This window comes from Janibacter anophelis NBRC 107843 (genome assembly GCF_001570945.1).
GTDB classification, from domain to species: domain Bacteria; phylum Actinomycetota; class Actinomycetes; order Actinomycetales; family Dermatophilaceae; genus Janibacter; species Janibacter anophelis.
The window spans coordinates 82,151-106,805 of record NZ_BCSQ01000001.1 but is presented as its reverse complement, the minus strand read 5'-3'; the positions used below and the strand labels follow the sequence as shown (position 1 = coordinate 106,805).

Annotated in this window: 19 protein-coding genes; 14 read left to right on the top strand and 5 right to left on the bottom strand. The window is 73.0% G+C overall.

Annotated elements, in window-relative coordinates; genetic code table 11:
- Nucleotides 1-32: 32 nt before the first annotated feature.
- The 6 genes from JAN01S_RS00555 to JAN01S_RS00530 all read left to right on the top strand — a co-directional run bounded on the left by JAN01S_RS00555 (nt 33) and on the right by JAN01S_RS00530 (nt 6,616).
- Entirely contained in the window at nt 33-2,585 is a 2,553-nt protein-coding gene (locus tag JAN01S_RS00555; protein ID WP_068312019.1) for an MMPL family transporter, read from the top strand.
- A gap of 10 nt (nt 2,586-2,595) precedes the next feature.
- Complete coding sequence (locus JAN01S_RS00550; RefSeq protein WP_068312016.1) at nt 2,596-3,069, top strand: SRPBCC family protein; 474 nt, start codon at nt 2,596-2,598, stop codon at nt 3,067-3,069.
- Between the two features lie 286 nt (nt 3,070-3,355).
- Nucleotides 3,356-4,102: a hypothetical protein gene (locus JAN01S_RS00545; RefSeq protein WP_068312013.1), complete on the top strand. Its 747-nt coding sequence runs from the start codon at nt 3,356-3,358 to the stop codon at nt 4,100-4,102.
- An 83-nt stretch (nt 4,103-4,185) separates the two neighbouring features.
- A complete protein-coding gene (locus JAN01S_RS00540) occupies nt 4,186-4,995 on the top strand; it encodes a crotonase/enoyl-CoA hydratase family protein (RefSeq protein WP_068312010.1) in 810 nt (269 codons plus the stop codon).
- Nucleotides 4,996-5,102: 107 nt separating this feature from the next.
- A complete protein-coding gene (locus JAN01S_RS00535; RefSeq protein ID WP_157075534.1) occupies nt 5,103-5,513 on the top strand; it encodes a hypothetical protein in 411 nt (136 codons plus the stop codon).
- Complete coding sequence (locus tag JAN01S_RS00530) at nt 5,510-6,616, top strand: GNAT family N-acetyltransferase (protein WP_084359872.1); 1,107 nt, start codon at nt 5,510-5,512, stop codon at nt 6,614-6,616. The genes JAN01S_RS00535 and JAN01S_RS00530 overlap by 4 nt, the downstream gene beginning before the upstream one ends.
- Before the next feature lie 156 nt (nt 6,617-6,772).
- Here the strand turns inward: JAN01S_RS00530 and JAN01S_RS00525 are convergent, their stop codons facing one another.
- A complete protein-coding gene (locus JAN01S_RS00525; RefSeq protein ID WP_068312004.1) occupies nt 6,773-8,068 on the bottom strand; it encodes a saccharopine dehydrogenase family protein in 1,296 nt (431 codons plus the stop codon).
- 148 nt (nt 8,069-8,216) lie between these two features.
- Here JAN01S_RS00525 and JAN01S_RS16450 point away from each other — a divergent pair, with 148 nt between their 5' ends.
- The 4 genes from JAN01S_RS16450 to JAN01S_RS00505 all read left to right on the top strand — a co-directional run bounded on the left by JAN01S_RS16450 (nt 8,217) and on the right by JAN01S_RS00505 (nt 12,291).
- The gene (locus JAN01S_RS16450) at nt 8,217-8,567 is read left to right on the top strand and encodes a BatC protein (RefSeq protein WP_084359881.1); all 351 of its coding nucleotides are present in this window, start codon (nt 8,217-8,219) and stop codon (nt 8,565-8,567) included.
- A complete protein-coding gene (locus JAN01S_RS00515) occupies nt 8,568-9,827 on the top strand; it encodes a cupin domain-containing protein (RefSeq protein WP_244884691.1) in 1,260 nt (419 codons plus the stop codon).
- A gap of 10 nt (nt 9,828-9,837) precedes the next feature.
- On the top strand, nt 9,838-10,725 hold the full coding sequence (locus JAN01S_RS00510; RefSeq protein ID WP_068311999.1) for a ferredoxin family protein: 888 nt from the start codon (nt 9,838-9,840) through the stop codon (nt 10,723-10,725).
- A 114-nt stretch (nt 10,726-10,839) separates the two neighbouring features.
- The gene (locus JAN01S_RS00505; protein WP_068311996.1) at nt 10,840-12,291 is read left to right on the top strand and encodes a glyceraldehyde-3-phosphate dehydrogenase; all 1,452 of its coding nucleotides are present in this window, start codon (nt 10,840-10,842) and stop codon (nt 12,289-12,291) included.
- A gap of 220 nt (nt 12,292-12,511) precedes the next feature.
- Here the strand turns inward: JAN01S_RS00505 and JAN01S_RS00500 are convergent, their stop codons facing one another.
- Nucleotides 12,512-14,026: a metallophosphoesterase family protein gene (locus tag JAN01S_RS00500; protein WP_068311993.1), complete on the bottom strand. Its 1,515-nt coding sequence runs from the start codon at nt 14,024-14,026 to the stop codon at nt 12,512-12,514.
- An 80-nt stretch (nt 14,027-14,106) separates the two neighbouring features.
- Between JAN01S_RS00500 and JAN01S_RS00495 the strand changes: the two genes are divergently transcribed.
- A complete protein-coding gene (locus JAN01S_RS00495; RefSeq protein ID WP_068311990.1) occupies nt 14,107-15,771 on the top strand; it encodes an FAD-binding dehydrogenase in 1,665 nt (554 codons plus the stop codon).
- Between the two features lie 7 nt (nt 15,772-15,778).
- Here JAN01S_RS00495 and JAN01S_RS00490 read toward each other — a convergent pair whose 3' ends face one another.
- Genes JAN01S_RS00490 through JAN01S_RS00480 form a run of 3 tightly spaced genes read right to left on the bottom strand, consistent with a single transcriptional unit; the run spans nt 15,779 to nt 19,949 of the window.
- A complete protein-coding gene (locus tag JAN01S_RS00490; protein WP_084359871.1) occupies nt 15,779-18,637 on the bottom strand; it encodes an FtsX-like permease family protein in 2,859 nt (952 codons plus the stop codon).
- Nucleotides 18,634-19,362, bottom strand: a complete 729-nt coding sequence (locus tag JAN01S_RS00485) for an ABC transporter ATP-binding protein (RefSeq protein ID WP_068311984.1) — start codon at nt 19,360-19,362, stop codon at nt 18,634-18,636. Before JAN01S_RS00485 ends, JAN01S_RS00490 begins: the two co-directional genes overlap by 4 nt.
- Nucleotides 19,359-19,949 carry a PadR family transcriptional regulator gene (locus JAN01S_RS00480; RefSeq protein WP_068311980.1) on the bottom strand — a complete coding sequence of 197 codons (591 nt, stop codon included), beginning with the start codon at nt 19,947-19,949 and terminating at the stop codon, nt 19,359-19,361. Before JAN01S_RS00480 ends, JAN01S_RS00485 begins: the two co-directional genes overlap by 4 nt.
- A gap of 108 nt (nt 19,950-20,057) precedes the next feature.
- Between JAN01S_RS00480 and JAN01S_RS00475 the strand changes: the two genes are divergently transcribed.
- The 3 genes from JAN01S_RS00475 to JAN01S_RS00465 are packed head-to-tail and all read left to right on the top strand — an operon-like array spanning nt 20,058 to nt 24,606.
- Nucleotides 20,058-23,087: an FtsX-like permease family protein gene (locus JAN01S_RS00475; RefSeq protein ID WP_068311977.1), complete on the top strand. Its 3,030-nt coding sequence runs from the start codon at nt 20,058-20,060 to the stop codon at nt 23,085-23,087.
- A complete protein-coding gene (locus JAN01S_RS00470) occupies nt 23,084-23,917 on the top strand; it encodes an ABC transporter ATP-binding protein (RefSeq protein ID WP_068311974.1) in 834 nt (277 codons plus the stop codon). The genes JAN01S_RS00475 and JAN01S_RS00470 overlap by 4 nt, the downstream gene beginning before the upstream one ends.
- Nucleotides 23,914-24,606 carry an ABC transporter ATP-binding protein gene (locus tag JAN01S_RS00465; RefSeq protein WP_244884690.1) on the top strand — a complete coding sequence of 231 codons (693 nt, stop codon included), beginning with the start codon at nt 23,914-23,916 and terminating at the stop codon, nt 24,604-24,606. The genes JAN01S_RS00470 and JAN01S_RS00465 overlap by 4 nt, the downstream gene beginning before the upstream one ends.
- The last annotated feature ends 49 nt before the right edge of the window (nt 24,607-24,655 follow it).

Here is a 24,655-nt window from a genome sequence, read left to right as displayed (position 1 = left end):
AGAACTGTTGAGTCGCCGTCAGGAGCAGACCCATGGCCCTCCGCCTCCACCACCTCGGCCGCTGGTGCGCCACGCACGCCAAACGCGTCCTGGCCCTCTGGCTCGTCGTGCTCGTCGCGGCCGGCGCCGGTGCCCTCACCTTCGGTCACCCGATGACCAACGAGATCTCGGTCCCCGGCAGCAGGTTCGAGGCTGTCCTCGACGACCTGCAGACCGAGATCCCGGATGCCGCCGGCGGCTTCGGCACGGTGGTCCTGCACACCGACGAGGGAGAGTTCACCCCGCAGCAGCGCAGGGTCATCGACAAGGTCTTCGCCGAGTGGATGCGTGAGCCCCAGGTCAAGACCGTCATCGACCCCTTCGACAACCAGAAGACCCTCGACGACTCCCGGCGGGAGCTGGTCAAGAGCAAGAAGGACATCGCCTCGGGGCAGAAGGAGCTCGACAAGGCGTGGCGCAAGATCTCCCTCGGGCAGGGCCAGGTCGACTACGGCGAGGCCTGGATCGACTACTTCGAGGAGAACGACCCCGACAGTCCGATGCTCGCGCAGATCCGCACGCAGGTGACCCAGGGCAAGGAGGACCTGCGCACCGGCAAGGCCGACTACGCGAAGGGGGAGCGCAAGCTCGCCTCCGGCCGCACCCAGTACGCCGCCGGGACCCACGTCGCCGACGGCGCCGCCGACACCCGCTTCGTCACCGACGACGGCTACGCCCTCACCCAGATCCAGTTCGAGACCAACACCAACTCGGTCGACCCCGAGGTCAAGGAAGCGATCGTCGAGATCGGCCAGCAGCTCGCGGACGCCGGGATCGACGCCCAGTACAGCGTCGAGATCACCCAGGAAAACAAGCTCGTCGGTCCGGGTGAGGCCGTCGGCCTGGTGATCGCCGCGATCGTGCTGATGATCGCCCTGGGCTCCCTCGTCGCCGCCGGGCTGCCGATCGCCGGGGCGCTGCTCGGGGTGGGCGTCGGCCTGGCGGGGGCGATGGCCGCCACCCACTTCTTCGACATGCACGCGATGACCCCGGCGCTCGCCCTGATGCTCGGGCTGGCCGTCGGCATCGACTACGCCCTCTTCATCGTCAACCGGCACCGCACCCAGATCCTCGACGGGCGCGAGATGACGGACTCGATCGCGCACGCCGTCGGCACGGCTGGCAGCGCCGTGGTTGTGGCCGGCACCACCGTCGCCATCGCCCTGACCGCTCTCGTGGTCACCCCCGTGCCCCTGCTCGGGCAGATGGGTCTGGTCGCCGCGGCCACCGTCGCGGTCGCCGTGTGCGTCGCCCTCACCCTCACGCCTGCCCTGCTGCACCTGGTGGGCACGCGCGTGATCTCCAAGCGCACCTGGGCCAAGCACGGGTACGAGCGCCCCGGGGTGGCCCCGGAGGGCGCGGAGGGGGTCGACGCCGACGACGTCTTCGGCGCCGGCTACGTCAAGGGCGTCACGCGTCGCCCCGCGCTCGTCGTGCTCCTCGTCATCGCGCTGTGCGGCATCATCGCCCTGCCGACGCTGTCCCTGCGGCTGGGGCTGCCGGACGGGTCGAGCGAGCCTGCCGAGTCGACCGCCCACAAGGCCTACGTCCAGGTCGACGAGCACTTCGGTGCCGGTGCCAACGGCCCGGTCATCGCGGTCGCCACCCTCGACGAGGCCGCCAAGGACGACGACGCCGTCCTGGTGCGCCAGAGCGAGGTCGTGCGCCAGCTGCAGAACGTCGGCGGCGTCCACGCCGTCATCCCCTTCGGCGTCAGCGACGACCGCAAGACGCTCGCCTTCCAGGTCGTCACCGACGCCGGTCCGGCCGACGCGGAGACGAGCGAGACCGTGCGCCTGCTCAACGCGAGCGCGGGCCCGATCGGCAAGGCCACGCACTCGCAGATCGGCCTGACCGGCCAGACGGTCGCCAACATCGAGATCTCCGAGCAGCTCGGGGACGCGCTGCCGCCGTACCTCGCGATCGTCATCGGCCTGTCGCTGGTCCTGCTGACCATCGTCTTCCGCAGCGTCCTGGTGCCGCTGGTCGCCACCGCAGGCTTCCTGCTCTCCGTGGCCGCCTCCTTCGGCGCCGCCGTCGCGGTCTACCAATGGGGGTGGCTCGGGTCGGTCCTGGGCGTCGACACCCCCGGCCCGATGCTCAGCTTCATGCCGATCATGCTCATCGGCGTCCTCTTCGGCCTGGCCATGGACTACCAGATGTTCCTCGTCTCCGGCATGAAGGAGGCCCACGCGCACGGCGCCGACGCCCGCTCGGCGGTCCGCAGCGGCTTCACCCACGGGTCCAAGGTCGTCCTCGCGGCCGCGCTGATCATGGCCTCCGTCTTCGCGGGCTTCATCTTCGCCCACCTGACGATGATCCGGCCGATCGGTTTCGCCCTGGCGGTCGGTGTCCTCGTCGATGCGCTGCTCGTGCGGATGACGCTCACCCCGGCCGTCATGCACCTGCTCGGCGAGTCGGCGTGGTGGATGCCGCGATGGCTCGACCGGATCCTGCCCAACCTCGACGTCGAGGGCACCGCACTGGAGCAGGCCGAGGCGAAGGGGGAGATCGGGAGCGAGCCCGAGGCGGCGCCGGCCTCGTAGTCTCGGGGCCATGACGGCCACCAACGCACCACTGCTCGAGACCACGACCGAGATCTCCGCGACGCCGCAGGAGGTGTGGGCGGTCATCACCGACCCCCGTGCCCTCGGCGGTCTGTCGGACCAGGTCTGGCGCACCCACGTCGTGGGTACCGCCCCCGTCGGCCTGGGGACCCGCACGGTCAACATCAACCGGCGCGGGCCGCTCGTGTGGCCGACTCGGGCGAAGGTCGTGCGCTTCGAACCGCACCGCGACTACGCCTTCCGGGTCAAGGACAACGGGACGACGTGGTCCTTTGTCCTCGAGCAGGCTCCCGGCGGCGGCACGATCGTGACCCACCGCCGTGAGGCGGCGCAGGGGACGACGCAGATCTCGCGGACCCTGCAGGACAAGGTCCTCGGCGGCGTCGAGGACTTCGACCGGGAGATGAGCTCCGGCATGGCGGTCACCCTGCAACGGCTCAAGGCGCTCCTCGAGCGCTCCTGACGTCGCGCCACCGCACCACCGGTCCGCTGCCGCGGGACGAAGGGGGGCGTGCCCCCCCCTTCGTCGTGGCGGTGGACCCGAGCAAGAGATGGGTAATTCTCCCCATCGACCCGTCGACGGGCCCCTCATAGATTCTTCCGTGTCAGCAGGGCACGGGGACGCCGACTGACACCGGCGCGGAGCCTGCAGGGGGGTTCCGCCGCCGACGCAGGGCGGGACTCCGCAGGGGGAGTCCCGCCCTCTCGTCGTCGGGACGCGGGAGCCTGGCATGTGTGACGATGTGCGCATGAGCACACCACCTGGGGGTCCGAACGGCCCACACGTCCCGCCGCCCCCCGGCGGATCCTCCGGCCAGCCGCCCTACGGTGGGCCCGGCCCCTACGGTCAGACAGGGCAGGGTCCCGGCGGGCCGCCGCCCGGTGGCTACGGACCGGGGCAGGCCGGCCCCGGCGGCCAGCCGCCGAAGAAGGGGCCCGGCAAGGGCCTGATCCTCGGCATCGCCGGTGGCCTCGCCCTCGTCCTGCTCCTGTGCTGCATCGGCGGCTTCTTCCTCACCCGGGGCAGTGACGACGAGGAGACCACGTCGTCGTCGACGACGACCTCGGAGACGAGCCAGACCACGTCCGAGACGAGCGAGCCCACGTCCGAGACGAGCGAGCCCACGTCCGAGACGAGCGAGCCGACCTCCGAGACGACGAGCGACTCGTCGTCCGCAGGTGGCGACGTCTCGTTCCCCGACGAGTTCGACGGGTGGAAGTCCGGCTCGACGACCGATGTCGCCGGACAGTCCGCCGCGACCTACACCAAGGGGACGGACGCCATCAGCGTCATCGCGAGCGATGTCGTCACGGCGAGCCAGTACGAGGCGATCTGGGACGACAGCGAAAAGGTCGGCGACCTCTCCTGCGGCACCTCCTCCGGCACCGCCCAGTGCGCCGGTGAAAAGGATGGGACGACCTACCTCCTCAGCGCCGTCAACAAGGACACGAAGCAGACCGCGGCGATCCTGGAGAAGTTCCTCGACGAGGTCTGATCCACCGCTCGCACCACTACGGAAGGGTCTCGTCCTGCGACGAGGCCCTTCCGTCGTCCCCGGGCGGAATTAGGCTGTCCCGCATGCCCCGGCACATCACGACGACCATCCAGGACGGGATCGCCCACGTCCGCCTGGCCCGCCCGGACAAGCTCAACGCGCTGACCCTCGAGATGCTCGACGACCTCGCGGCCACGGCGCACGGCCTGCGATCGGACCGCCGGTTGCGGGCCGTCATCATCTCCGGCGAGGGGGACTCCTTCTGCGCGGGCCTCGACTTCGGCTCGGCGATGAAGGAGCCCGCCGGCATCATGCGGCGCTTCGTCCCGCGCCCGTGGCGGGGGACCAACACCTTCCAGGAGGCCCCGTGGGCCTTCCGCCGGCTGCCCGTCCCCGTCATCGCCGCGGTGAACGGACACTGCCTCGGCGGCGGCCTGCAGATCGCCCTCGGCGCGGACTTCCGGATCAGCCACCCCGACGCGACGTGGTCGGTCCTCGAGGGCAGGTGGGGGATCATCCCCGACATGTCCGGGGTGCACGCGCTCTCCGAGCTCGTCGGCATCGACGTCGCCAAGCGGCTGACGATGACCGCCGACAAGATCTCCGGCACTCGGGCGCACGAGCTCGGGCTGGTCACCGAGGTGGCCGACGACCCGGTGGCCGCGGCGCTCGACCTCGCCGAGCAGCTGGCGACCCGCTCGCCCGACGCGCTCGCGGCGACCAAGCGGCTCTTCGACGGCACGTGGACCCGTGGGGCCCGGCACACCTTCGCCCGGGAGCGATGGGAGCAGCTGCCCCTGCTCTTCGGGCCCAACGCCGCGAGGGCCCGGGCGGCCAACGCGCGCAAGGCGCAGCCGGAGTTCCTGCCCCGTCAGCGCCGGCTCGTCCCGTGAGCCGCGTCGGTCGGTGGGTCGCGGTGGCTGCCCTCGTGAGCGGCGTGGCCGCCTGCTCCTCGGGCTCGGGTGACACGTCGTCGGAGACGGCGGAGCCTGCCCCCTCGATGACCACCACGTCCATGACCACCTCCCCGTCGTCGACCTCCTCCGGGCCGAGGACGACCTCCACCACGGCCAGCCCGAGCTCGCGCATCCCGGCGCCCGAGGACCTCCCTGCCTCCTTCGGTGAGTGGGAGCGGCTGCGCGCCACCGACTCGGTCGCCGTCTACCGCAACGAGGAGGGCGACCTGATCCAGGCGGCCGCGGTCCACGGGAGTCCGGACCGGACGGCGGCGTACGAGGAGAACGTGACGATCGGTGATCACGTCTGCGGAGAGCTCCAGGGGACCTGGCAGTGCCTCGCCGACCTCGACGGTGTGACGTACGTGGTCGCGGCCGACGAGGGGTACTCCGCGTCCGAGGTCTCCGACATGCTCACGGAGTTGCTCACCACGATCGAGGAGGACGCCCAGTGAGCGGATCCAACGCGCAGACCGGTTTCCTGCCCATCGTCCCCGACGACCTGCCGGAGGGCTGGACCAGTCGCGTGCCCGACGAGGGCGACGTCGACGAGCTCATCGCGCTCGTCTCCGAGGCGAAGAAGGCCGTCGACGGCTCCGGCGCGGTGGAGGACGAGCTCATCGCGAGCGAGGCCGTGGGCGAGGCCTCGTGGACGCGACGACAGGTCGTCGTGCTCGACCCGACGGGGATCATCAAGGTGTGGGCGCGCGTCCACGACCGTGCCGCCGGCCGCAGCAACATCGACCTGACGACCGACCCCCAGCTCGGCGGGGAGGTCGAGGACCGGCTGGCCCCCTCCCTGCTCTCCTGGGCCGAGGACGTCGCGCTCCGCATCACCCGCGGGCGGGGTCTCGGCGGTACCCGGCTGGATGTGTCGGTACACGAGGACGACGACCGGTTGCGGTGCCTGCTCGAGGACTACGGCTTCACCCATGCCCGCACTTGGCTGCAGATGAGCCGGCCGGTCCAGGAGGGCGATGCCGACCTCGCGACGACGCACGCGCGCGAGGGCGTCGTCGTGCGGCAGGTCTCGCGCCACGAGGACGGCACCCCCGTCGCGGCGGACCTGCAGGCGGTCTACCGGATGATCGAGGAGTCCTTCGCGGACCACTTCAACTCCTACCGCGAGTCCTTCCCGGAGTTCCTCGCCCGACTGCGCGAGGCCCCCGGGCACCGGTGGGACCACTGGTGGATCGCCGACATCGAGGTCGAGGGCCAGTGGGTCCCCGGTGGCGCGGTCGCGGCCGCGGTCCTGCCCGAGGACGCCTCCGGTGAGCACGGCACCTACATCGACTACATCGGCGTGCACCGACTCGCCCGCGGACGTGGCGTGGCCAAGTCGCTGCTGCACGCGGTCCTGGCCGACACGGCCCAGCGCGGCCGCAACCGGGTCTCGCTCGAGGTCGACGCCGACAGCCCGACGGGTGCCGACGGGCTCTACGAGTCGATGGGCTGGGTCACCCGCTACTGCACCGAGTCCTGGCACCGCGACGTCGTCGCCGAAGGCAGTGACGCGCCCGTCCCGCAGGCGCGTCTGGACGAGGCCTCGGACGACTGACCCGCCCCCGAGCGCGCATTTCCCCGGGGAGATGCGCGCTCTGGCGACCCTCGGCGTGCATTTCCCCGGGGAGATGCGCGCTCTGGCGACCCTCGGCGCGCATTTCCCCGGGGAGATGCGCGTTTCTTGGCGGTCCCGGTCGCGCGGGTGGGCCGGTCAGTCGGGGCAGCGGCGGGTCGTGATCGTGAAGTCGTGCGCTCGCAGTCGCTCGATGAGCGGGGCGGCCATGGCGACGGCGGGGGTGATGACGCCGCCGGCACTGTCGAGGTCGTCCTCGGCGAGGCAGAGGGCGGCCTGGCCGAGCATGATCGCCGTGCCGTTGTAGCCCGGGTCGGCGTCGGCGCCGACCGTGGTCGCGTACTTGGCGCCGCTCGTGGTGCCGGCGACCACCTCGAGGACGAAACGGCCGTTGACCCGACGCTCCTCATCCGGTCCCTCGCCCGGGGCCGGCAGGAACCGGTCGAGGGCCGAGCGGGTCGGACCGAAGGCCATCCCGGCGACGAGCCCGAGCAGGCCCAGCGTGGTGCCGGTGGCGACGAAGGGGGACTTCGCCCGGGACCCGAAGTCGGTCACCTCGTGATAGCGGAAGGCGCGGCCGTAGCGCCACCCCAGCAGGGCATTGCTGCGGCGCACCACGCGCGTGTTGTACGAGGCCATGACGAAGGGGCCGGTCCAGTGGCCGTCCTCGGTGCGGCGCACCGGCATCCGCGAGCGCAGGCCGCGCACGGCGGAGCGCAGCGCGCCGGAGGGACCGTCCTCGGCCTGGTGGTCGACGCGGTCGGCCTTGGTCGGCTCGGCGGCGCGGTCGGGGCTCAGGCCGTAGGGGTCGGCGATGGCTCGGCGGTCCTCGACCGACTCGCGGGCGGCGATCGCCTGCTTGCGCATCGAGTCGATGGTGCCGCCGGACAGGCCACCCTTCAACTTGCGGACGAAGAGCACCGTGTCGGTGAGCGTGCCGGCGCCCTCCTCCTCGGCGACCCGGGCGGTCTCCCAGACCCCGAGGTCGGAGGGGATGGAGTCGAAGCCGCAGGAGTGGACGATCCGTGCACCGGACCGCTGGGCGACCTCGTGGAAGGACTCCGCGGTGTCGCGGACGAAGAGGACCTCACCGGTCAGGTCGGCGTAGTGGGTGCCGGCCATCGCGCACGCCTTGACCAGCTCGCCGCCGTACACGGCGTAGGGGCCGACCGTGGTGGTGAGCACCCGGGTGCGGGAGACCAGGTCGCTGCATGCGGCCGGGTCGGCGACGTCGATGACGATGCGGGGCCACTGCGCCGCAGCGCCGCCGAGCTCCGCAGCGAGGGTGTCGAGGCGCTCGCGCGAGCGCCCGGCCAGGGCGATGCGCACGCCCTCGGGCGCGTGGTCGCGCAGGTGTGCGGCGGTGAGCCGACCGACGAATCCGGTGGCCCCGACGAGCACGATGTCGAACTCGCGGGTCTCGTTGTCACTCATGCGATCGACAGTAACCGCTTGAGCCGCAAGGTGTTTCATCACGACGTGCCAAGCCACGGCGTCGAGGGCTTCCCCCGGGAGGCATCGTCCGCTAGGAAGGGGGTACGGGTCACGTGTCGTGTCCCACACCCACGAGAAGGAGAAGCACATGACGCAGCCTCCGAACGAGACCCCAGACCTGCCCGAGGAGGCCATCGGCGGCGTGCCGACCGGGGCCCCGCAGTCCGATGGCGCAGCCGGTGACGGTGGCGCGGACGGCGCTGCTGGCGATGGTGCCGCTGGTGACGGTGGCGCGGACGGTGCCGCTGGCGATGGTGCAGCTGGTGACGGTGGCGCGGACGGTGCCGCCGGAGATGGCGCGGCCGGTGACGGTGGCGCGGACGGTGCCGCCGGAGATGGCGCGGCCGGTGACGGTGGCGCGGACGGCGCTGCTGGCGATGGTGCCGCTGGTGACGGTGGCGCGGACGGCGGAGCGACGCCGACCGAGCGCGGTCTCTGAGTGATCGACCCCCACGAGGCCGGTGCACCCCCGCGGTGCACCGGCCTCCGCCGCATCACCGACCTCGGGCCGCAGGAGTTCGCCACGGCCTGGGGCAGGGAGCCCCGGCACGTTCCGGCGCAGACCCTCTGGCCGCAGGGCACGATGTCCCGGGGTGCGGGGTTTGTCGACCTGCTCGACACCGCGGCCGTCGACGAACTCCTCTCCCTGCACGGGCTGCGGGCCCCCTTCCTCCGCGTCGCACGCGACGGGCAGACCCTCGCGGACGGTGAGTTCACCCGGGGCGGCGGGGTCGGCGCGGGGGTGACCGACCAGCTCGACGACACCGCGCTGCTGCGACTCTTCGCGGACGGGCACACGCTCGTCCTGCAGGGCCTGCACCGCACCCATCCGCCGGTGCTCCGCTTCGCCCAGGACCTGGCCGCCGACCTCGGGCACCCGGTCCAGGTCAACGCCTACGTGACCCCGCCGCAGAGCCGCGGGTTCGCCGCGCACTACGACGTCCACGACGTCTTCGTCCTCCAGACCGGCGGCGACAAGCACTGGCACCTGCACCGCCCGGTCCACGTCGACCCCCTTCGCGACCAGCCGTGGCAGGACCGACGCGACGCCGTCGCGGAGGCCGCCGAGGGCGAGGCGCACCTCGAGGTGACCCTGCGCCCCGGCGACGTGCTCTACATCCCCCGTGGGTGGTTGCACTCGGCCACCGCGCTCGGCGGCGTGAGCACGCACCTGACCGTCGGTGTGCACGTGTGGCACCGCGGGCACCTCGCCGAGGCCGTCTTGGACGAGGCACGAAGGGCGGTCGCCGCCCGCCCGGACCAGCGCACCTCCCTGCGCCCCGGCGTGGACGTCGCGGACCCCGCGGACCTCGCCGACGACCTCGCGGCCGTGCGCGCCGCCCTGCTCGAGGCGGTCGCCGCCGTCGACGAGGCCGTGGTGGTCGACCGGCTCGCCGCACGGGCGCGCGCCGCCCAGCGACCGGCGCCGATCTCGCCGGTGGCGACCGTCGAGTCGCTCGCCGACGGGCCGGAGGGTCTGGCCGTCGCGCCCCGGGCGCACCTGAGGGCACGGGTCGAACCGTCCCCGGAGGGGGCGCTGCTCGTCAGCCGCGCGGGGCGGCTGGCCCTCGACCCGAGCGAGGCCGAGGTCGTGACCGACTGGCTCACGGCCGACGAGCCCGCCGTGCTCGACCCGCAGCTGACCCGACGGCTCGTCGTCGCCGGGGTCGCGGTCCCCGCTCCGCGTCCGCCCGCGTAGGGTCGCGAGCGTGAGCGCGTCCCCCGACACCGAGCGGTTCCGGTGCTCGCTCGCCGCCCTCGCGCGCGGCGACGTCCCGGTGGGCACGGCCGTGCCCGCCCGCTACTGGATGGTCGTGGCCCACCCGGGCCCCTGGCCGGCCAAGCCGATCGAGGCTGCTGGCATCGCCGACGTCGCGGAGGAGCTGTCGGCCGCCATGGGCCGCTTCGGTGCCCGCCTGCAGCTCATCCGGCGGCACGGCCGGCTGGAGGGCGAGCTCGTCGAGGCCGACGGGGAGCCGGTCTTCCTCGTCGACGTCCGCCGCGGGCTCGTCGGCCGGGCGAGCTGGCAGCGGCCAGAGGACCTCGTCGAGCTGGCAGCGCGCTTCGACGACCTACCCGACCCGACGAGCGAGCCGCTGGTGCTCGTGTGCACGCACGGCCGCAAGGACGTCTGCTGCGCCATCGACGGACGCGTCGTCGCCGCCGTGCTCGACGACGCCCTGCCCGGTGCGGTGTGGGAGACGACCCACCTGGGCGGAGACCGCTTCGCCGGCAATGTCGTCCTCCTGCCGGAGGGTTCGCAGTACGGCCGGCTCGACGGCGACGTCGCGGCCCAGGTAGTGCTCGACCACTTCGACGGCCGGGTCGACCTCGACCGGTGGCGTGGCCGCTGCTCCTGGCACCCCGCCGCGCAGGCGGCGGTGCACGACGTGCTCGGCAGTGACCCCGACGTGCGGCTGCCCGACATCGCGCCACCCCACGTCGAGGCGACCGGTGACGACGCGTGGACGGTGCGCGTCGACGCGGGCGGGCGAAGCTCCCTTCGCTCCGTCGTGCGCACGATGAGCCAGCCGCACCGGCTCACCTGCTCGGGTGGCGCCAAGGTGCAGGCGATCTACACGGTCACCACCGCCTGACCCGAGCGCGCATCCGCCCGGGGGGATGCGCGGGTGAGACCGGGGTCACCGGATGGGTTCCGCGGGCGGGACCGGCTTCGGCGACATCGCGGCGACCGACTAATCTGAGGGCCCATGACGACCCAGCGCACCGCAGCAGACGAGCACCTGGCCGAGTGGGCCGACCGACAGGCCAAGGCCGAGGCGATGATCCCCGTGGTGGGCCGCCTGTACCGCGAGTTCGGCGTCGTGACGTCGGTCCACGGCCGCACCCTCCTCGGGCAGTCCTCGACCGACATCCTCAAGGCGCACCGGTTCGCCCGCCGGGTCGACATCGAGCTCAACGTCGACGACACCCTGCCCATGCTCGAGGCACTCACCGCGCTGGACCCGGGCCCGGCGTCCGTCGACATCGCGCGACTGCACCGCCGCCGCCTCGAGGCCGGCGCCGACCAGTCCCTCGAGGACTTCCTGCGCGCCGAGCTCGCCGACGTCGTCGGCAAGCACGGTGGCGACGACATGCCGAGCACCGACGTCGTGCTCTACGGCTTCGGTCGCATCGGCCGCCTGCTGGCCCGCATCCTCATCGAGCACGCCGGCACCGGCCACGGGCTGCGCCTGCGCGCCATCGTCGTGCGCCGCGGTGCCGACAACGACCTGTCCAAGCGCGCCAGCCTGCTGCGCCGCGACTCGGTCCACGGCTCCTTCGACGGCACGATCACCGTCGACGAGGAGGCCAACACGATCCTCGCCAACGGCACCCTCATCCAGGTCATCTACTCCGACGACCCGTCGAGCGTCGACTACACCCAGTACGGCATCCAGGACGCGATCGTCGTCGACAACACCGGCAAGTGGCGCGACAAGGAGGGCCTGTCGCAGCACCTGCAGTGCCCCGGCGTCTCCCGCGTGCTGCTCACCGCGCCGGGCAAGGGTGGTCTGCCCAACATCGTCAGCGGCATCAACGACGAGATGATCGGCGACGACGACAAGGTCGTCACCGCGGCGTCGTGCACGACCAACGCGATCGTGCCCGCGCTCAAGGTCATCAACGACGAGTACGGCATCGTCGGCGGCCACATCGAGACGGTCCACGCCTTCACCAACGACCAGAACCTCATCGACAACTTCCACAAGGGCGAGCGCCGTGGCCGCTCCGCCGCGCTCAACATGGTGCTCACCGAGACCGGTGCGGCCAAGGCCGTCTCCAAGGCGCTGCCCGAGCTCGAGGGCAAGCTGACCGGCAACTCGGTGCGCGTCCCCACCCCCGACGTGTCGATGGCCATCCTCAACCTCACCCTCGAGCAGGCCGTCGAGCGGGACGCGCTCAACGACTTCCTGCGCGAGGCCTCGCTGTACGGCGACCTGCACAAGCAGCTCGACTACATCGACAGCCCCGAGGTCGTCTCCACCGACTTCGTCGGCAACCGCCACGCCGGCATCGTCGACGGCCGGGCGACGATCACCGCGGGCGACCGCGTCGTCATGTACGTCTGGTACGACAACGAGTTCGGCTACTCCTGCCAGGTCGTGCGCGTCCTCGAGGAGATGGCCAAGGTCCACCCGCCGGTCTTCCCCGCGGTCTGAGCCACCTCGCGGAGCCCCCGGTCAGTTGCTGGCCGGGGGCTCCGGCGTGCTCGGGGGGCAGGGGGGGCGGCCGCGCCTCCCTGGTTGGAGGTATGCGCGCCGACGAAACACTCGCGTGTCGGCGTCGACCCCGGCCGGGGGGCCTCGCGGTGGACCCCGACGCGCTGGTGATTCGTCCGCGCGTATACCTCCACCGAGCGGGGGGGCGAAGGGGGAGCGGCTACTCCCCGAGCGGGCGCACCTCGAGCTCGTCACCCCCGCAGGTGCGGCCCTCCTCGGGGGGCTCGACGATGCGCGAGGCGTTGAGGACCGACAGCGAGTCGAAGGAGGGGCGGCCCTCGATGATCGCGCGGTACTGGTAGCGCACGAGGCGCTGGGCGCGGCACTCCTCGTCGAAGGTCAGCACGTCGAAGGAACTGGCCTGCCCGACGAGCTCGGCGTCGGGGCCGCCGACGAAGTGCGCGAGCGTGCCACCGCCGGTGAAGGTCCCCACCTGCACGCGGTTGCCGTCGAGCGCGGGGACGTGGCTGTGGCCGTTGACGCGCATCCGGCCCGGCGCGTCCTCGAGCGCCGGTGCCTCGTGCGAGACGGTGATGTCGGGCGGCGTCGTGTCGCCGAGTGCCTCGACCCAGGCGTCGCGGGCCCGGGTCTGCTGCTCGGTCGTGCCGTCGTCGGCGTCGCCGTAGTAGCGCGGGTCGTTGAAGCCGGCGATGCGCAGCCCGCCGACACTCACCTCGCGGTACTGCCCCGGCCCGGGCTGCAGCACCTCCGCGCCGCGTGTCCGCCCGAGGGCATCGAGCAGCGAGGTGTCACCCGGCGAGTTGCGGTCGTGGTTGCCCGAGACGAAGACGTACGGCACCCCGAGCGAGCTGATCCCGCCGTAGAGGTTGCTCAGCCGGGCCTCCTCGACGTGGCCGAGGTTGATGAGGTCGCCGGAGTCGATGACGACGTCGACGCCCTGTTCTTCGACGATCGTGCGCATCAGCGCGTACTGGTTGGCGGAGTGCACGTCGGAGACGAGCAGCACGGTGAGCGCGTCGGCGTCGCGGGACGGCTCGGGCGCGTACTCGTCCTGCATCGCCGCCGACAGTGCGAGCAGGTTGCGCAGGTAGGGGGTCGCTTGGTCGGCACGCTGCTCGACGTCGGCGAGCAGCCCGCGGTTGGCGATGGCGAGTTGGAGCAGCCCGGTCGAGTCGAGGGCGAGGAGCCGGTCGGCGGTGTAGGTGCGCTGCGCGGACAGGCCCAGCCCGCCGCACGCGACGACGGTCGCGAGGACGGCGCCGAGCGTCGTGCGGACCGGGGGGAGCCCCCTTCGCCTCATCCCGAGGGCGAGGAGGACCGCGAGGAGCCCGGCGAGCGCGCCCAGGCCGAAGCGCAGCGCCACCCCGCGCACCGCCTCGCCGATGACCCGGGAGCGCTCCTGCGGGCTGACGTCGAGCGATGCGGCGCCGGCATCGCCGGACGCGAAGAGCTCGGTGATCTCGGGCTTGACCCGAGGGGAGACCTGCACGCCCGGCGCGAGCCCGGTGAACCGGGCCGACACGCTCCCCACGACGGTGTCGGTGCCGATGCTCGAGCGGTCCGCCCAACTGGGCGAGAGGCGCACGTCCGCGGCGTAGTAGTCGGTCTCGACGGTGACGGGCCACAGCGAAGCCGTCACCAGGCCACCGGCAACCACCGCGACGGCCACGACGAGCGCCGTCAGCACGGGACGCAGCCGGCGGATCCATCGCATGCCGTCCACTGTAGGGAGGTGCCCTGAGCCCACCGGACCCCCAATTGCTACTCGTGAGTAACGCAACGTAGAGTCGGTGCATGGATGCTGATGCCATTGTCGTGGGCCACGGGCTCGCCGGTCTCGTCGCCGCTGCCGAGCTGGCCGACGCCGGACGCAGGGTCGTGGTCGTCGACCAGGAGAGCGAGGCCAACCTCGGGGGGCAGGCGCACTGGTCCTTCGGCGGGCTCTTCTTCATCGACAGCCCCGAGCAGCGTCGCCTCGGCATCAAGGACTCCACCGACCTCGCGCACGCCGACTGGATGAACACGGCCGGCTTCGACCGCGACGAGGACCACTGGCCGCGCCGCTGGGCGCAGGCCTACCTCGACTTCGCTGCGGGGGAGAAGCGCGCCTGGCTGCACCAGCAGGGCATGCGCTGGTTCCCCATCGTCGGCTGGGCCGAGCGGGGCGACGGCTCGGCGCACGGCCACGGCAACTCCGTGCCCCGGTTCCACATCACGTGGGGGACCGGTCCTGGGGTGGTCGCCCCCTTCCTCCGGCGCGTGGAGGAGGCCCGTGAGCGCGGGCTGGTCACGTCCGCCCACCGCCACCGCGTGGACGAGATCATCGTCGAAGGGGGCGCCGCGACCGGTGTCCGAGGGGTCCGGTTGGCGGACGATCCGGCCGAGCGGGGAGTGGCGACCAACCGTGACCCGGTGGGCGGCTTCGAGCTGCGCGCCCCGGTCGTCCTCGTCGCGTCGGGCGGTATCGGTGGCAACCACGACCTCGTCCGGGACAACTGGCCCGAGCGACTCGGCACCCCGCCGAAGCGCATGGTGACCGGGGTGCCCGCGCACGTCGACGGCCGGATGATCGCGATCACCGAGGCCGCCGGCGGCAACCTCATCAACCGCGACCGGATGTGGCACTACGTCGAGGGCATCCGCAACCACACGCCCATCTGGGACCGGCACGGCATCCGCATCCTGCCCGGCCCGAGCTCGATGTGGCTCGACGCCGAGGGCACCCGGCTGCCGGCGCCGCTGCTGCCCGGCTACGACACCCTCGGCACCTTGGCGCACCTGCGGCGCACCGGCCACGACCACTCGTGGTTCATCACCAACCGGTCGATCGCGGGCAAGGAGTTCGCCCTCTCCGGCTCGGAGCAGAACCAGGACCTCACCGGCAAGGAGGTCGCCGGGGTCGTGCGCAAGCGATCCCTCGCCGACGTCACGCCGTCGATGCAGGCCTTCCTCGACAAGGGCGCCGACTTCGTCCTGGCCGACACGGTCGAGGAGCTCGTGGCGAAGATGAACGGCCTGCTCGAGGACGGCGAGCCGCTCCTGGACGCCGAGCACGTCAAGCGGCAGGTCGACGAGCGGGACGGCCAGCTCGACAACCCGTACTCGAAGGACGCGCAGGTCGCCGCGATGCGGGTGGCGCGCTCCTACATCGGCGACAAGATCTCCAAGCGCGCGTACCCGCCGCACAAGCTCACCGACCCCAAGAAGGGGCCCCTCGTCGGGGTCAAGCTGCACATCCTCTCCCGCAAGACGCTCGGCGGCTTCGAGACCGATCTGTCCGCGCGGGTGCTCGGCGCCGACGGGCAGCCGGTCCCCGGCCTGTACGCGGCCGGCGAGGCAGCCGGCTTCGGCGGCGGTGGCCTGCACGGCTACCGGGCGCTCGAGGGGACCTTCCTCGGCGGGTGCATCTTCTCCGGCCGCACCGCCGGTCGGGCGATGGGCGCCGAGATCGGGGACTGACCCGGGCTCACTCCGTCCGGCGGGTCAGGTCCGGCGTGCGCCGGATGCCCAGACCGGCCAGCAGTGCGGCGAGCGCGGGCACCGCGACGAGTACGACGAGCAGCGCCGTCCACGGCACGTCGACCGTCGCGTCGCGGGCGACCTGCATGTTGGTCACGGGGTCCCAGCCCTCCGAGGTCAGCGCCCGGGCGATCGTGATGCCGGGGAAGAGCCCGACGAGCGCGCCGAGGACGATCCCTGTCGTGGCGAGCAACCAGGTCTGCGACGCCACCATGAGCCGGCGGGTGCGTCCGCTGCCGCCCACGGCCGCGATGGTCGCCTGGTCGCGCTCCTGCTCGGCCATGCTCAGCGCGGTGGCCGTCAGGGTGACGACGAGCAGCACGAGCGTGAAGATGCCGATGAGCACGGCGATGACGATCGCGAGCGGGTTCTGCCACCCACGCTCGACCTCCACGTAGGTGTCGTCGCCGAGCAGCTGCTGCAGCCGCTCCTGGGTCCTGGCGTCGATCGGGCCGTCGGGGTCGTGCACGAGCTGCATGTCCGGCATCACGGGCCACCCCTCGCGCTCGGCGATCTCGGACGGCAGCACCAGGCCCGCGTGCACGGAGCGCGCGAGGTTGTCCCTGGTGCGGGGTCGCGTGACAGCCGGGATCCGGCTCGACGTGGCGGACCCGACGAGGGAGTACCGGCCACTGTCGAGGTCGGTGCTCAGCGTGCCGCGGGCGACCTCGACCCGACCATCCGAGACGACGTCGTCGGCGTCGTTGGAGACGAGCAGGCCGCCGCCGTCGGTGACCGTGCGGGCCTCGCCGCCGGTGAGGGCGAAGCGTCGGACGATCTCGGCCGCGGGCATGAAGGAGATCGTCGACGTGGTGGGCAGGACACCGGAGCCGCTGGCCAGGTCGAAGCAGCGGTTGCCGGTGCCGGTCCCGGGGGCCGCATCCACGTCGCCCCCGCCGCTCTCGTCCGTGCCGAGGAGGTCGTCCACGGTGCAGCCGCGGGGCAGTGTCGTGGCGAAGGGTTCGTCGGGGACCTCACCCGAGCCGGACGGCAGGACCTCGGTGTCGGCGCGGTAGGACTGCACCGGGACCACGACGAGGTCGGGCAGCTCCCGCTCGACCCGAGCGAAGGGGTCCGCCGCGTCGGACGGGCCGCCGGAGTAGACGTAGGCCTCGCCGTGGAGCGTCTGCGGGACGTAGTCCTCCCGCTCCTGGGCGTCGTCGCTGCTCGCCCCGACCAGGCCCATCGTGAGCGCGGCGGTGCCGGCGAGCACGGCCGCGACCGTGGGGGCGCTGCGGGTGCGGTGCCGGGCGAGGTCCCGCACGGCGAGGCGAAGGGGGAGGGGCAGCGGACCCGCGAACCTCCCGAGCGTGTGCAGGATGCGGGGGACGAGCAGCAGCGTGCCGAGCACGAGCAGCACCGCCGCGACGGCGATGACGTACTCGCTGCGATCCAACCCGACGATGACCCCCGCGCCACCCAGTCCGGCGAGGATGAGGCCGACGACGAAGAGCCAGCGCGACGGCGGCGGCGTGACGACCCGCCCGCGCATGGCCCCGACGATGTCGAGGCGGGTGAGTCGCTGCGCGGGGACGAGCGCGGCGAGGATCGCTGCGACCACGGCGATGGACCAGATCGCGCCGAGCTGCCACCACGGCACGTCGAAGGGACCCATCGCCGACCCGCGGTCGGTGACCTCGCGGGCGATGACCCACGTGACCGGGACGGACGCCGCGACGCCGGCCAGCGCGCTCAGACCACCGAGCACGATCGCCTGGGCGAGCACGGTGCGTCGCAGCTGCGCGGCGGTCGCACCGTTGCTCGCCGCGAGCGCGAGGGTGCGTCGCTGTCGGGTGGCGCCGACGGCGAAGGCGGGCCCGACGAGCAGGGCGATGACGATGAGCAGCAGGGTCGCTCCGAGCGCGATGAGCGCGGCTTGGTCACTGCTGACCTCGCCCGTGTCGCGCCACTCGGGGGCGAGGTCGTCCTGCGCGGGCGGCTGGGCGAGCACCTGAGCGCTGCTGACGAGCAACCCGTACTCGTTGAGCTCGCGCACCCGGTCCCACGTGACGGGCCGGTCGCCCATGACGTACCAGACGCTCCTCGCCCCCTCTGCGGCGAGGAGGTCCGAGTCCGTCGTCACGAGGTCGTGCGGCGCGCCCCACTGGGTGGTGGCGATCGCGGTGCCCACGACGGTGACGGTGCGCTCGCCACCCTCGCCGACGATCTGCAGGGGTCCGGACTCGGGGATGCCACGCCGCGCGGCGGCCGGCGATACGAGCACCTCGTCCGAGCGGTCCGGCCACTGTCCGGACCGTAGGGTGACCTTGCCGGTGAACCGCTCCGGTCCCGGCAGCGCGAGGGTCTCGAGACCGAGGTCGCGGTCGCCGATCCGCACGCGGATCCTGCCTTCGCTCGATGCGACGACCTCCGCTCCTGTGAGGTCGGAGATGGCCGCCGCGTTGAGCTCGGCGCCGGAGCCGGCGCGGAACCCGGGGATCTCTCGAGCAGGGGTGTCCGTCGTGGAGTAGCCGCGGGAGGGGTCGGCGAGCTGCGTGACGCGACCGCCCCCGGGGTTCACCTCGACGTGGGCCTGGGCGGTCCCGAGGGTCAGCGGGATCGACTCCTGCGGCGAGACCTGGCTCGTCGCACCGAGCACGAGACCGACGCAGATAAGCATCGTCGGCACCCCGACCATGATGAGCACGGCGAGCGAGCGTCCGCGGTGGCGGCGCACGTCACGCCGGGCCAGGCGCAGCGCGACCCGCCACGACGCCAGCCACGACGACCCGCTGCCGGATGACGAAGGGGGTGTCGCCGGCGGTGTCCCTCCTGCGGACACCGCCGGCGCGGTCTGGGTGGTCATCGGACCGGCTCGGTCTCGAGGAGGTCCTCGGCGTCGCTCGGGTCGCCGGTCGTGTCGACGACGACACCGTCACGGAGGAAGACGACCCGGTCGGCCCACGCGGCGTGCCGGGCCTCGTGGGTGACGAGCAGGCCCGCGGTGCCGGCGTCGCAGCGCTCGCGCAGCACTCGCAGCACCTCCTCACCGGTGTGCGTGTCGAGGGCACCGGTCGGTTCGTCGGCGAGGACGAGGCGCCGTCCGCCGACCAGAGCCCGGGCGAAGGCGACACGCTGCTGCTGCCCACCGGACATCTGGTCGGGGTAACGGTCGACGAGCTCGCCCAGGCCCATGAGCTCGAGCGACTGCACGGCCGCTCTGCGGGCGTCTCGCACGCGCTGGCCGTCGAGCTCGAGGGGGAGCGCGACGTTCTCGGCAGCGGTGAGGGCCGGGATGAGGTTGTAGTCCTGGAAGACGAAGCCGACGTGGCGGCGCCGCAGCTCGGCCAGCGCACGCGAGCCCAGGGCGCCCACGTCCTGCCCCTCGATGACCACGCGGCCGGAGGTGGCGCGGTCGAGGCCGCCGGCGAGGTTGAGCAGCGTGGACTTGCCGGAGCCGCTCGGCCCCATGACGGCGACGAGCTCGCCCGGGTGGACGCTCAGACTGACTCCCGACAACGCGGGGACCGCGGTCGGTCCGTCGCCGTGGACCCGGGTGACGTCGTCGAGGAGGAGACAGGGGGCGCTCATCGCCGCACCTGCGTCCGGTCGGAGTCGTGCCCGACGACGGCCGCGGGCGTGCAGCGGGGGAGCGTCGAGTAGCGGGCGAGGGTGGACTCGACGTGGTCGAGCCACCGGACCTCGGCCTCGGCTGAGAAGACGAGGTTGTCCAGGACGAGCAGCCAGGCCAGGTCCGTACCGCTCTCGGTCGTGGCCGAGCGCTTGAGCGTCGTCAGGTCGCGCAGGTGCCGCAGCGTGGCGGTCCGTTGGGCCTGGACGACTCGGGTGACGTCGACGCCGACGGCCGTGACCGACAGGGCCAGCTTGATGACGAGCTCGTCGCGGGGAGTGCTGCTGCGGTCGACCGGCGTGAACCACCACCCGTCGACCTCGGCGCGCCCCGTGTCGGTGAGCGCGTAGGTGATCCGCCCCTCGTCGTCGGGTCCGCTCGCCTGCTCGACGAGCCCGTCGCGCTCCAGCCGCGTCAATGTCGTGTAGACCTGCCCAATGTTGAGCGGCCAGGTGCCGCCGGTGCGGGCCTCGAACTCCGCGCGCAGCCGCGCCCCGTACATGTCCTCCTCCGCCAGCAGCGCAAGGATCCCCAGTCGAACCGACATCGCCCCTCCTGAATACTCGGTATGGCGGGAATGTATACCGAGTATTCAACCCCCGCAAGAGGGATCGTGGGCGTAAGGTGTCCCGGGTTGTCACGAAGGGGGACACACATGTGGGCAGCGTTGCGCCACCGCCGGGGGCAGGTCATCGCCCTTGCCCTCGTGTCGGCGCTCGTCGCGACCTGCGCGGTCTTCGCCCCCGTCTTCGCCCGCAGCGTCGACCAGGCGCTGCTGCGCGTCCACGTCACCGAGGCCGACCCGGTGACGACCGCGACGGCGATCTCACGCACCCGCACGGCGCAGGAGCCCACCCTGCTGCCCGGCGCGGTGGCCGACCTCGTCCCGGCCGAGCTGGCCGCCGTCTCCGAGGAGCCGGTCCTCGCCATGCGCTACGCGGGGCAGCTCAGCCCGCAGCGCGGCAAGAAGCCCTCGCCCGTCGTCGTCCGCTCCCGCTCGGCCGTCTGCGACCACCTCGAGGTGACGGGCAGCTGCCCGCAGGCCGCCGGTGAGGTCCTCGTCTCCCAGGCCGACGCGCAGGCGTGGGGATGGGAGCGTGGGGCGCGGCTGGCGGTGCCGCAGACGAAGTTCACCCGCTTCGACCCCGACCGGCCCGACGTCGAACTGACGGTCGTCGGCACCTACACGGTCGTCGACGACCCGAGCTACTGGCTGAGCGACCGTCCCGACGGCAAGTCGGGCGTCCCGCAGCCGGATCTCGACAACCTGCCCGGCATCGACGACCTCTTCACCGCGGAGGCCACCTTCGCCGACGCCATGCCGACCGCGTCGGCCGTCGTCGTCCTGCCGCTCGATCCCGACACGGCGACCCTCGACTCCCTGCCTGCCGCCGCAGCGTCGGCCGAGCGGTTGCACGAGGAGCACCCGGAGCTGGGCGTGGACGAGACGACCCGCACCGTGGTCGACGGCATCGCGACGGGTCGCGGCCAGACCGCGGTCATCGTCCCCTTCGTCATGGTGCAGCTGGCCCTGCTGTCGGTGCTCGTGCTCTTCCTCGTCGCGCAGGCGGCGGTCGACCAGCGGCGCCACGACGTCGCCCTGGCCCGGCTGCGCGGTCGCTCCCGCTCGGGCGCGCGACGGCTGCTGCTCACCGAGCTCGTCGTGCCCGTCCTGCTCGGCCTGCCGATCGGCTTCGCCGTCGCACTGCTCGTCGCGGTGCTCGTGCGACGCTCGATGCTGCCGGAGGGCATCCCCTTCGAGATCCCGCTCGCGATCGTGCCGTGGCTGCTCGGAGCGCTCGTCGTCTCGGTCCTCGCCGTCCACCTCGCTGCGCGGCCGGTGCTGCGCGAGCCGGTCAACGACCTGCTCCGCTCGGTCCGGCCGAGTGCGGCCGCGGGGGCCCCCGTCGCCGAGGTCGTGGTCGTCGTGCTCGCCGTGCTCGGCGTCGCCGGACTGGCCACCGGGGCACTCACCGGGCCTGCGGCCCTGGCCACACCGACCCTGCTCGCGATCGCCGTCGGCGTCCTCGCCGCCCGGCTCGTCCCGCGCCTCGCGGCGCGCCGGGCCCGCTCGGCCATGCGACGTGGCCGCGTCGCAGCAGCGGTCGCCGGCCACGCGATCGCCCGCCGTCCCGCCGCTCGGCGCGTGCTCGTCGTGACGACCGTGGCGACGGCCATCGCGGTCTTCGGAGCCAATGCCGTCGTCGTCGCCGACCGCAATCGACAGGCTCGTGCCGAGCTCGAGACCGGCGCGCCGGCCGTCGTCACGGTCGACTCACCCGACGCCCCCTCGCTCATGGCTGCCGCCGACACGCTCGCCGATCGCGGTATCGCCGCGGCACCGGTCGCGATGATCCACCCCCGCGCCGACGAGGCGGCGGCGACGATGGCGACCGACCCGGAGCGCTTCGTCGAGGTCGCCCATCCGCAGACCGTGCGTGGCCTCGACCCCGACCTGCTGACCCTCCCGGAGCAGGAACCCATCACCCTCCCTGCCGGGGACGCCACGGCGCGGGTCTCGTGGGACCTCACGGTGGCTGCCGGCGAGGAGCCGCCGACCCTCGTCCTCGACATGACGACTCCCGACGGCGACGACCGCTCGGCCCGGATCGCGACCCTCGGTCCCCGGGCCACGGGCAGCCGCAGCATCGACGAGCGGCTCTTCTGCTCCGACGGGTGTCGTCTCGCGGGGGTGCGGGTGAGTACGTCGGGCGTCGCCGGCAGCGAGGTCCGCGGCACCGTCACGGTGTCCGACCTGGCGGTCGGCGGCCGGCCCGTGCCCGTCACGGGCGAGGGCGTGTGGGCCTCGGTCGAGTCCGCGGACGGCACCGGCCTGACCGTCACGACGAAGGGGGAGGACCTGCACCTCGACGTCGCGGCAGCCGATGGTGCCGACGTGTCCGCCTACATCGCCGACGTGCCCCGGCCGATGCCGGCGATCGTCTCCGGGGGCGTCGCCCAGCAGGGCGACGTGCTCCGGGTCCTCGACGTCACCGGCGGGCAGACGGAGGTGCGCGTCGACGAGCGCGTGGCGGCGCTGCCGGCCGCGACCGACCGGGGCGTGCTGCTCTCCCTGCCTGCCCTCGCGCGGGTGACGGGTGCGCTCGACACGACCCGCACCGAGCGCCAGCTGTGGCTCGCAGATGCCTCGCCGGCCGCGGTCGCCGAGGCCGAGCAGGTGCTCGACGACGCCGGCATCGCGGTGCGCCACGTGCGCACGACCGCCGAGGCCGACGGGGTCTACGACCAGTCCGCCTCCGGGTGGGGGCTGCAGCTGGCGCTGCTCGGCGGCGCGCTCGCCGTCGTGCTCGCCGGGATCGTCCTGCTCATCCTCGCGATCACCGGGTGGCGCGCCGCGGTGCGCGACCTCGCCGCCCTGCGGGTCAGCGGCGTCGGCCACCGGTCGGTCGGGCGGGCACTGCGCACCGAGCACCTGACGAGCGTCGCGGTGGGCGTGGTGCTCGGTGCCGTCTGCGCCCTCGCCGGGTCGTGGATCGCGTTGCCGGCGTTGCCCTTCTTCACCTCCCCCGCGGCCGTCCCCGCCCTCGACCACGCCCCGGCCTGGCCCGCGGTGGGCGCTGCGACGGTGGCCGTGGCGGCCATCCTGCTGCTCATCGCCTGGGCGCTCGCACTCGGCGTCCTGCGCCGGGTGCGCCTGTCCGCGGCGAAGGGGGAGCCGACATGACCGGTCTGCCCGTGCGCACCCACGGCCTCGTCCACATCTACCGGGCCGAGGGCCACGACGTCGCGGCCCTGTCCGGTGTCGACCTGTCGGTCGCCGCCGGCGAACGCATCGCCCTGCTCGGACCGAGCGGCGCCGGCAAGTCGACGCTGCTCGCGCTCTTCGGTGGGCTGCTGCGGCCGAGTGCCGGGCGGATCCACGTCGGGGAGCACGAGCTGTCGGTGATGAGTGAGGCGGAGATCGACGCCTTCCGCGCCGGTGAGGTCGGGATCGTCCTGCAGGGTGCTGCGCGCAACCACCTGCCGTGGCTGAGCGCGCGGGGCAACATCGAGTTCGCCCAGCGCCCCGCGCGTCGTGCCGGCCGGAGCGTGCCCGAGGTCGACGAGCTGCTCGACCTGCTGCGGCTGCGGGAGGTCGCCGACGCACCGCTCGACGCGCTCACCCCGGGGCAGCTCCAGCTGGCCGCCCTCGCCGTCGCCCTGGCGAGCGGGCCCGGCCTGCTGCTCGGCGACGAGCCGACGAGCCAGCTCGACCACGAGGCCCGCGACGTCGTGCTCGACGCGCTCGCCGAGGTCGGTCGCACCCTCGGCACCACGGTCGTCGTCGTCACCCACGACCCAGACGTGGCGCGCGCCTTCCCCCGCACCGTGACGATCCGCGACGGCCGGGTCGGGGGCGAAGGACGCAGCGGCGAGGAGTACTCCGTCGTCGCCGCCGACGGGTCGCTGCCGCTGCCCGCGGTCGCGGTCGAGGCCTTCCCGCCGGGGACGCTCGTGCGGGTGCACCGCACCGAGGACGGCACCTGGCAGCTCATCGCCGAGGAGGACACGTGAGCACACCGATGAGCGAGCGCCTCGTGCTGCGTGACGTCTCCGTGCGCTACGGCGACGTCGTCGCCGTCGACGGCGCGAGTGCTGCCGCCGTGCCCGGGCAGGTCACGGCCGTCACCGGCCACTCCGGAGCGGGCAAGACCTCGCTGCTCTGGGCGATCGGCGGGCTGCTCGACGACGGGCAGTCGAGTGGGTCGATCACCTTGGGGGACAAAGCAATCGGCGACGAGCGATCCTCCCGCGAGGCCGGGGCCGTGCTCATCCCCCAGGGCAGTGCGCTCGCCGAGGTGCTCACCGCCCGCGACAACATCACCGTCCCACTCGTCGCGGCCGGGATGCGTGGGGCAGAGGCCACCGCCCTCGCCGACCGGACGCTCGCGGCGGTCGGTCTCGACGAGCACGGCGGGCACCTCGCCGAGGAGCTCTCCGGGGGCCAGCGGCAGCGCGTGGCCGTGGCCCGCGGACTGGCGCTGTCCTCCCTTCGCCTGGAGACGGGGAGCCTGGTGCTCCTCGCGGACGAACCCACCTCCGAGCTCGACCACGACACCCGCGAGCGGGTCGTCGCGCTGCTGCAGGACGTCGCCCGGCGCGGTGGGTCCGTCCTGCTCGCCACGCACGACCCCGAGGTCGCCGACGTCGCCGCGGCCCGCTGGCACCTCGACGACGGCCGCCTCGACCCTGCATTGCCCTAGGGCAATGCACTCTCTCGACATCAGGACGCTGCATTGCCGTAGGGCAATG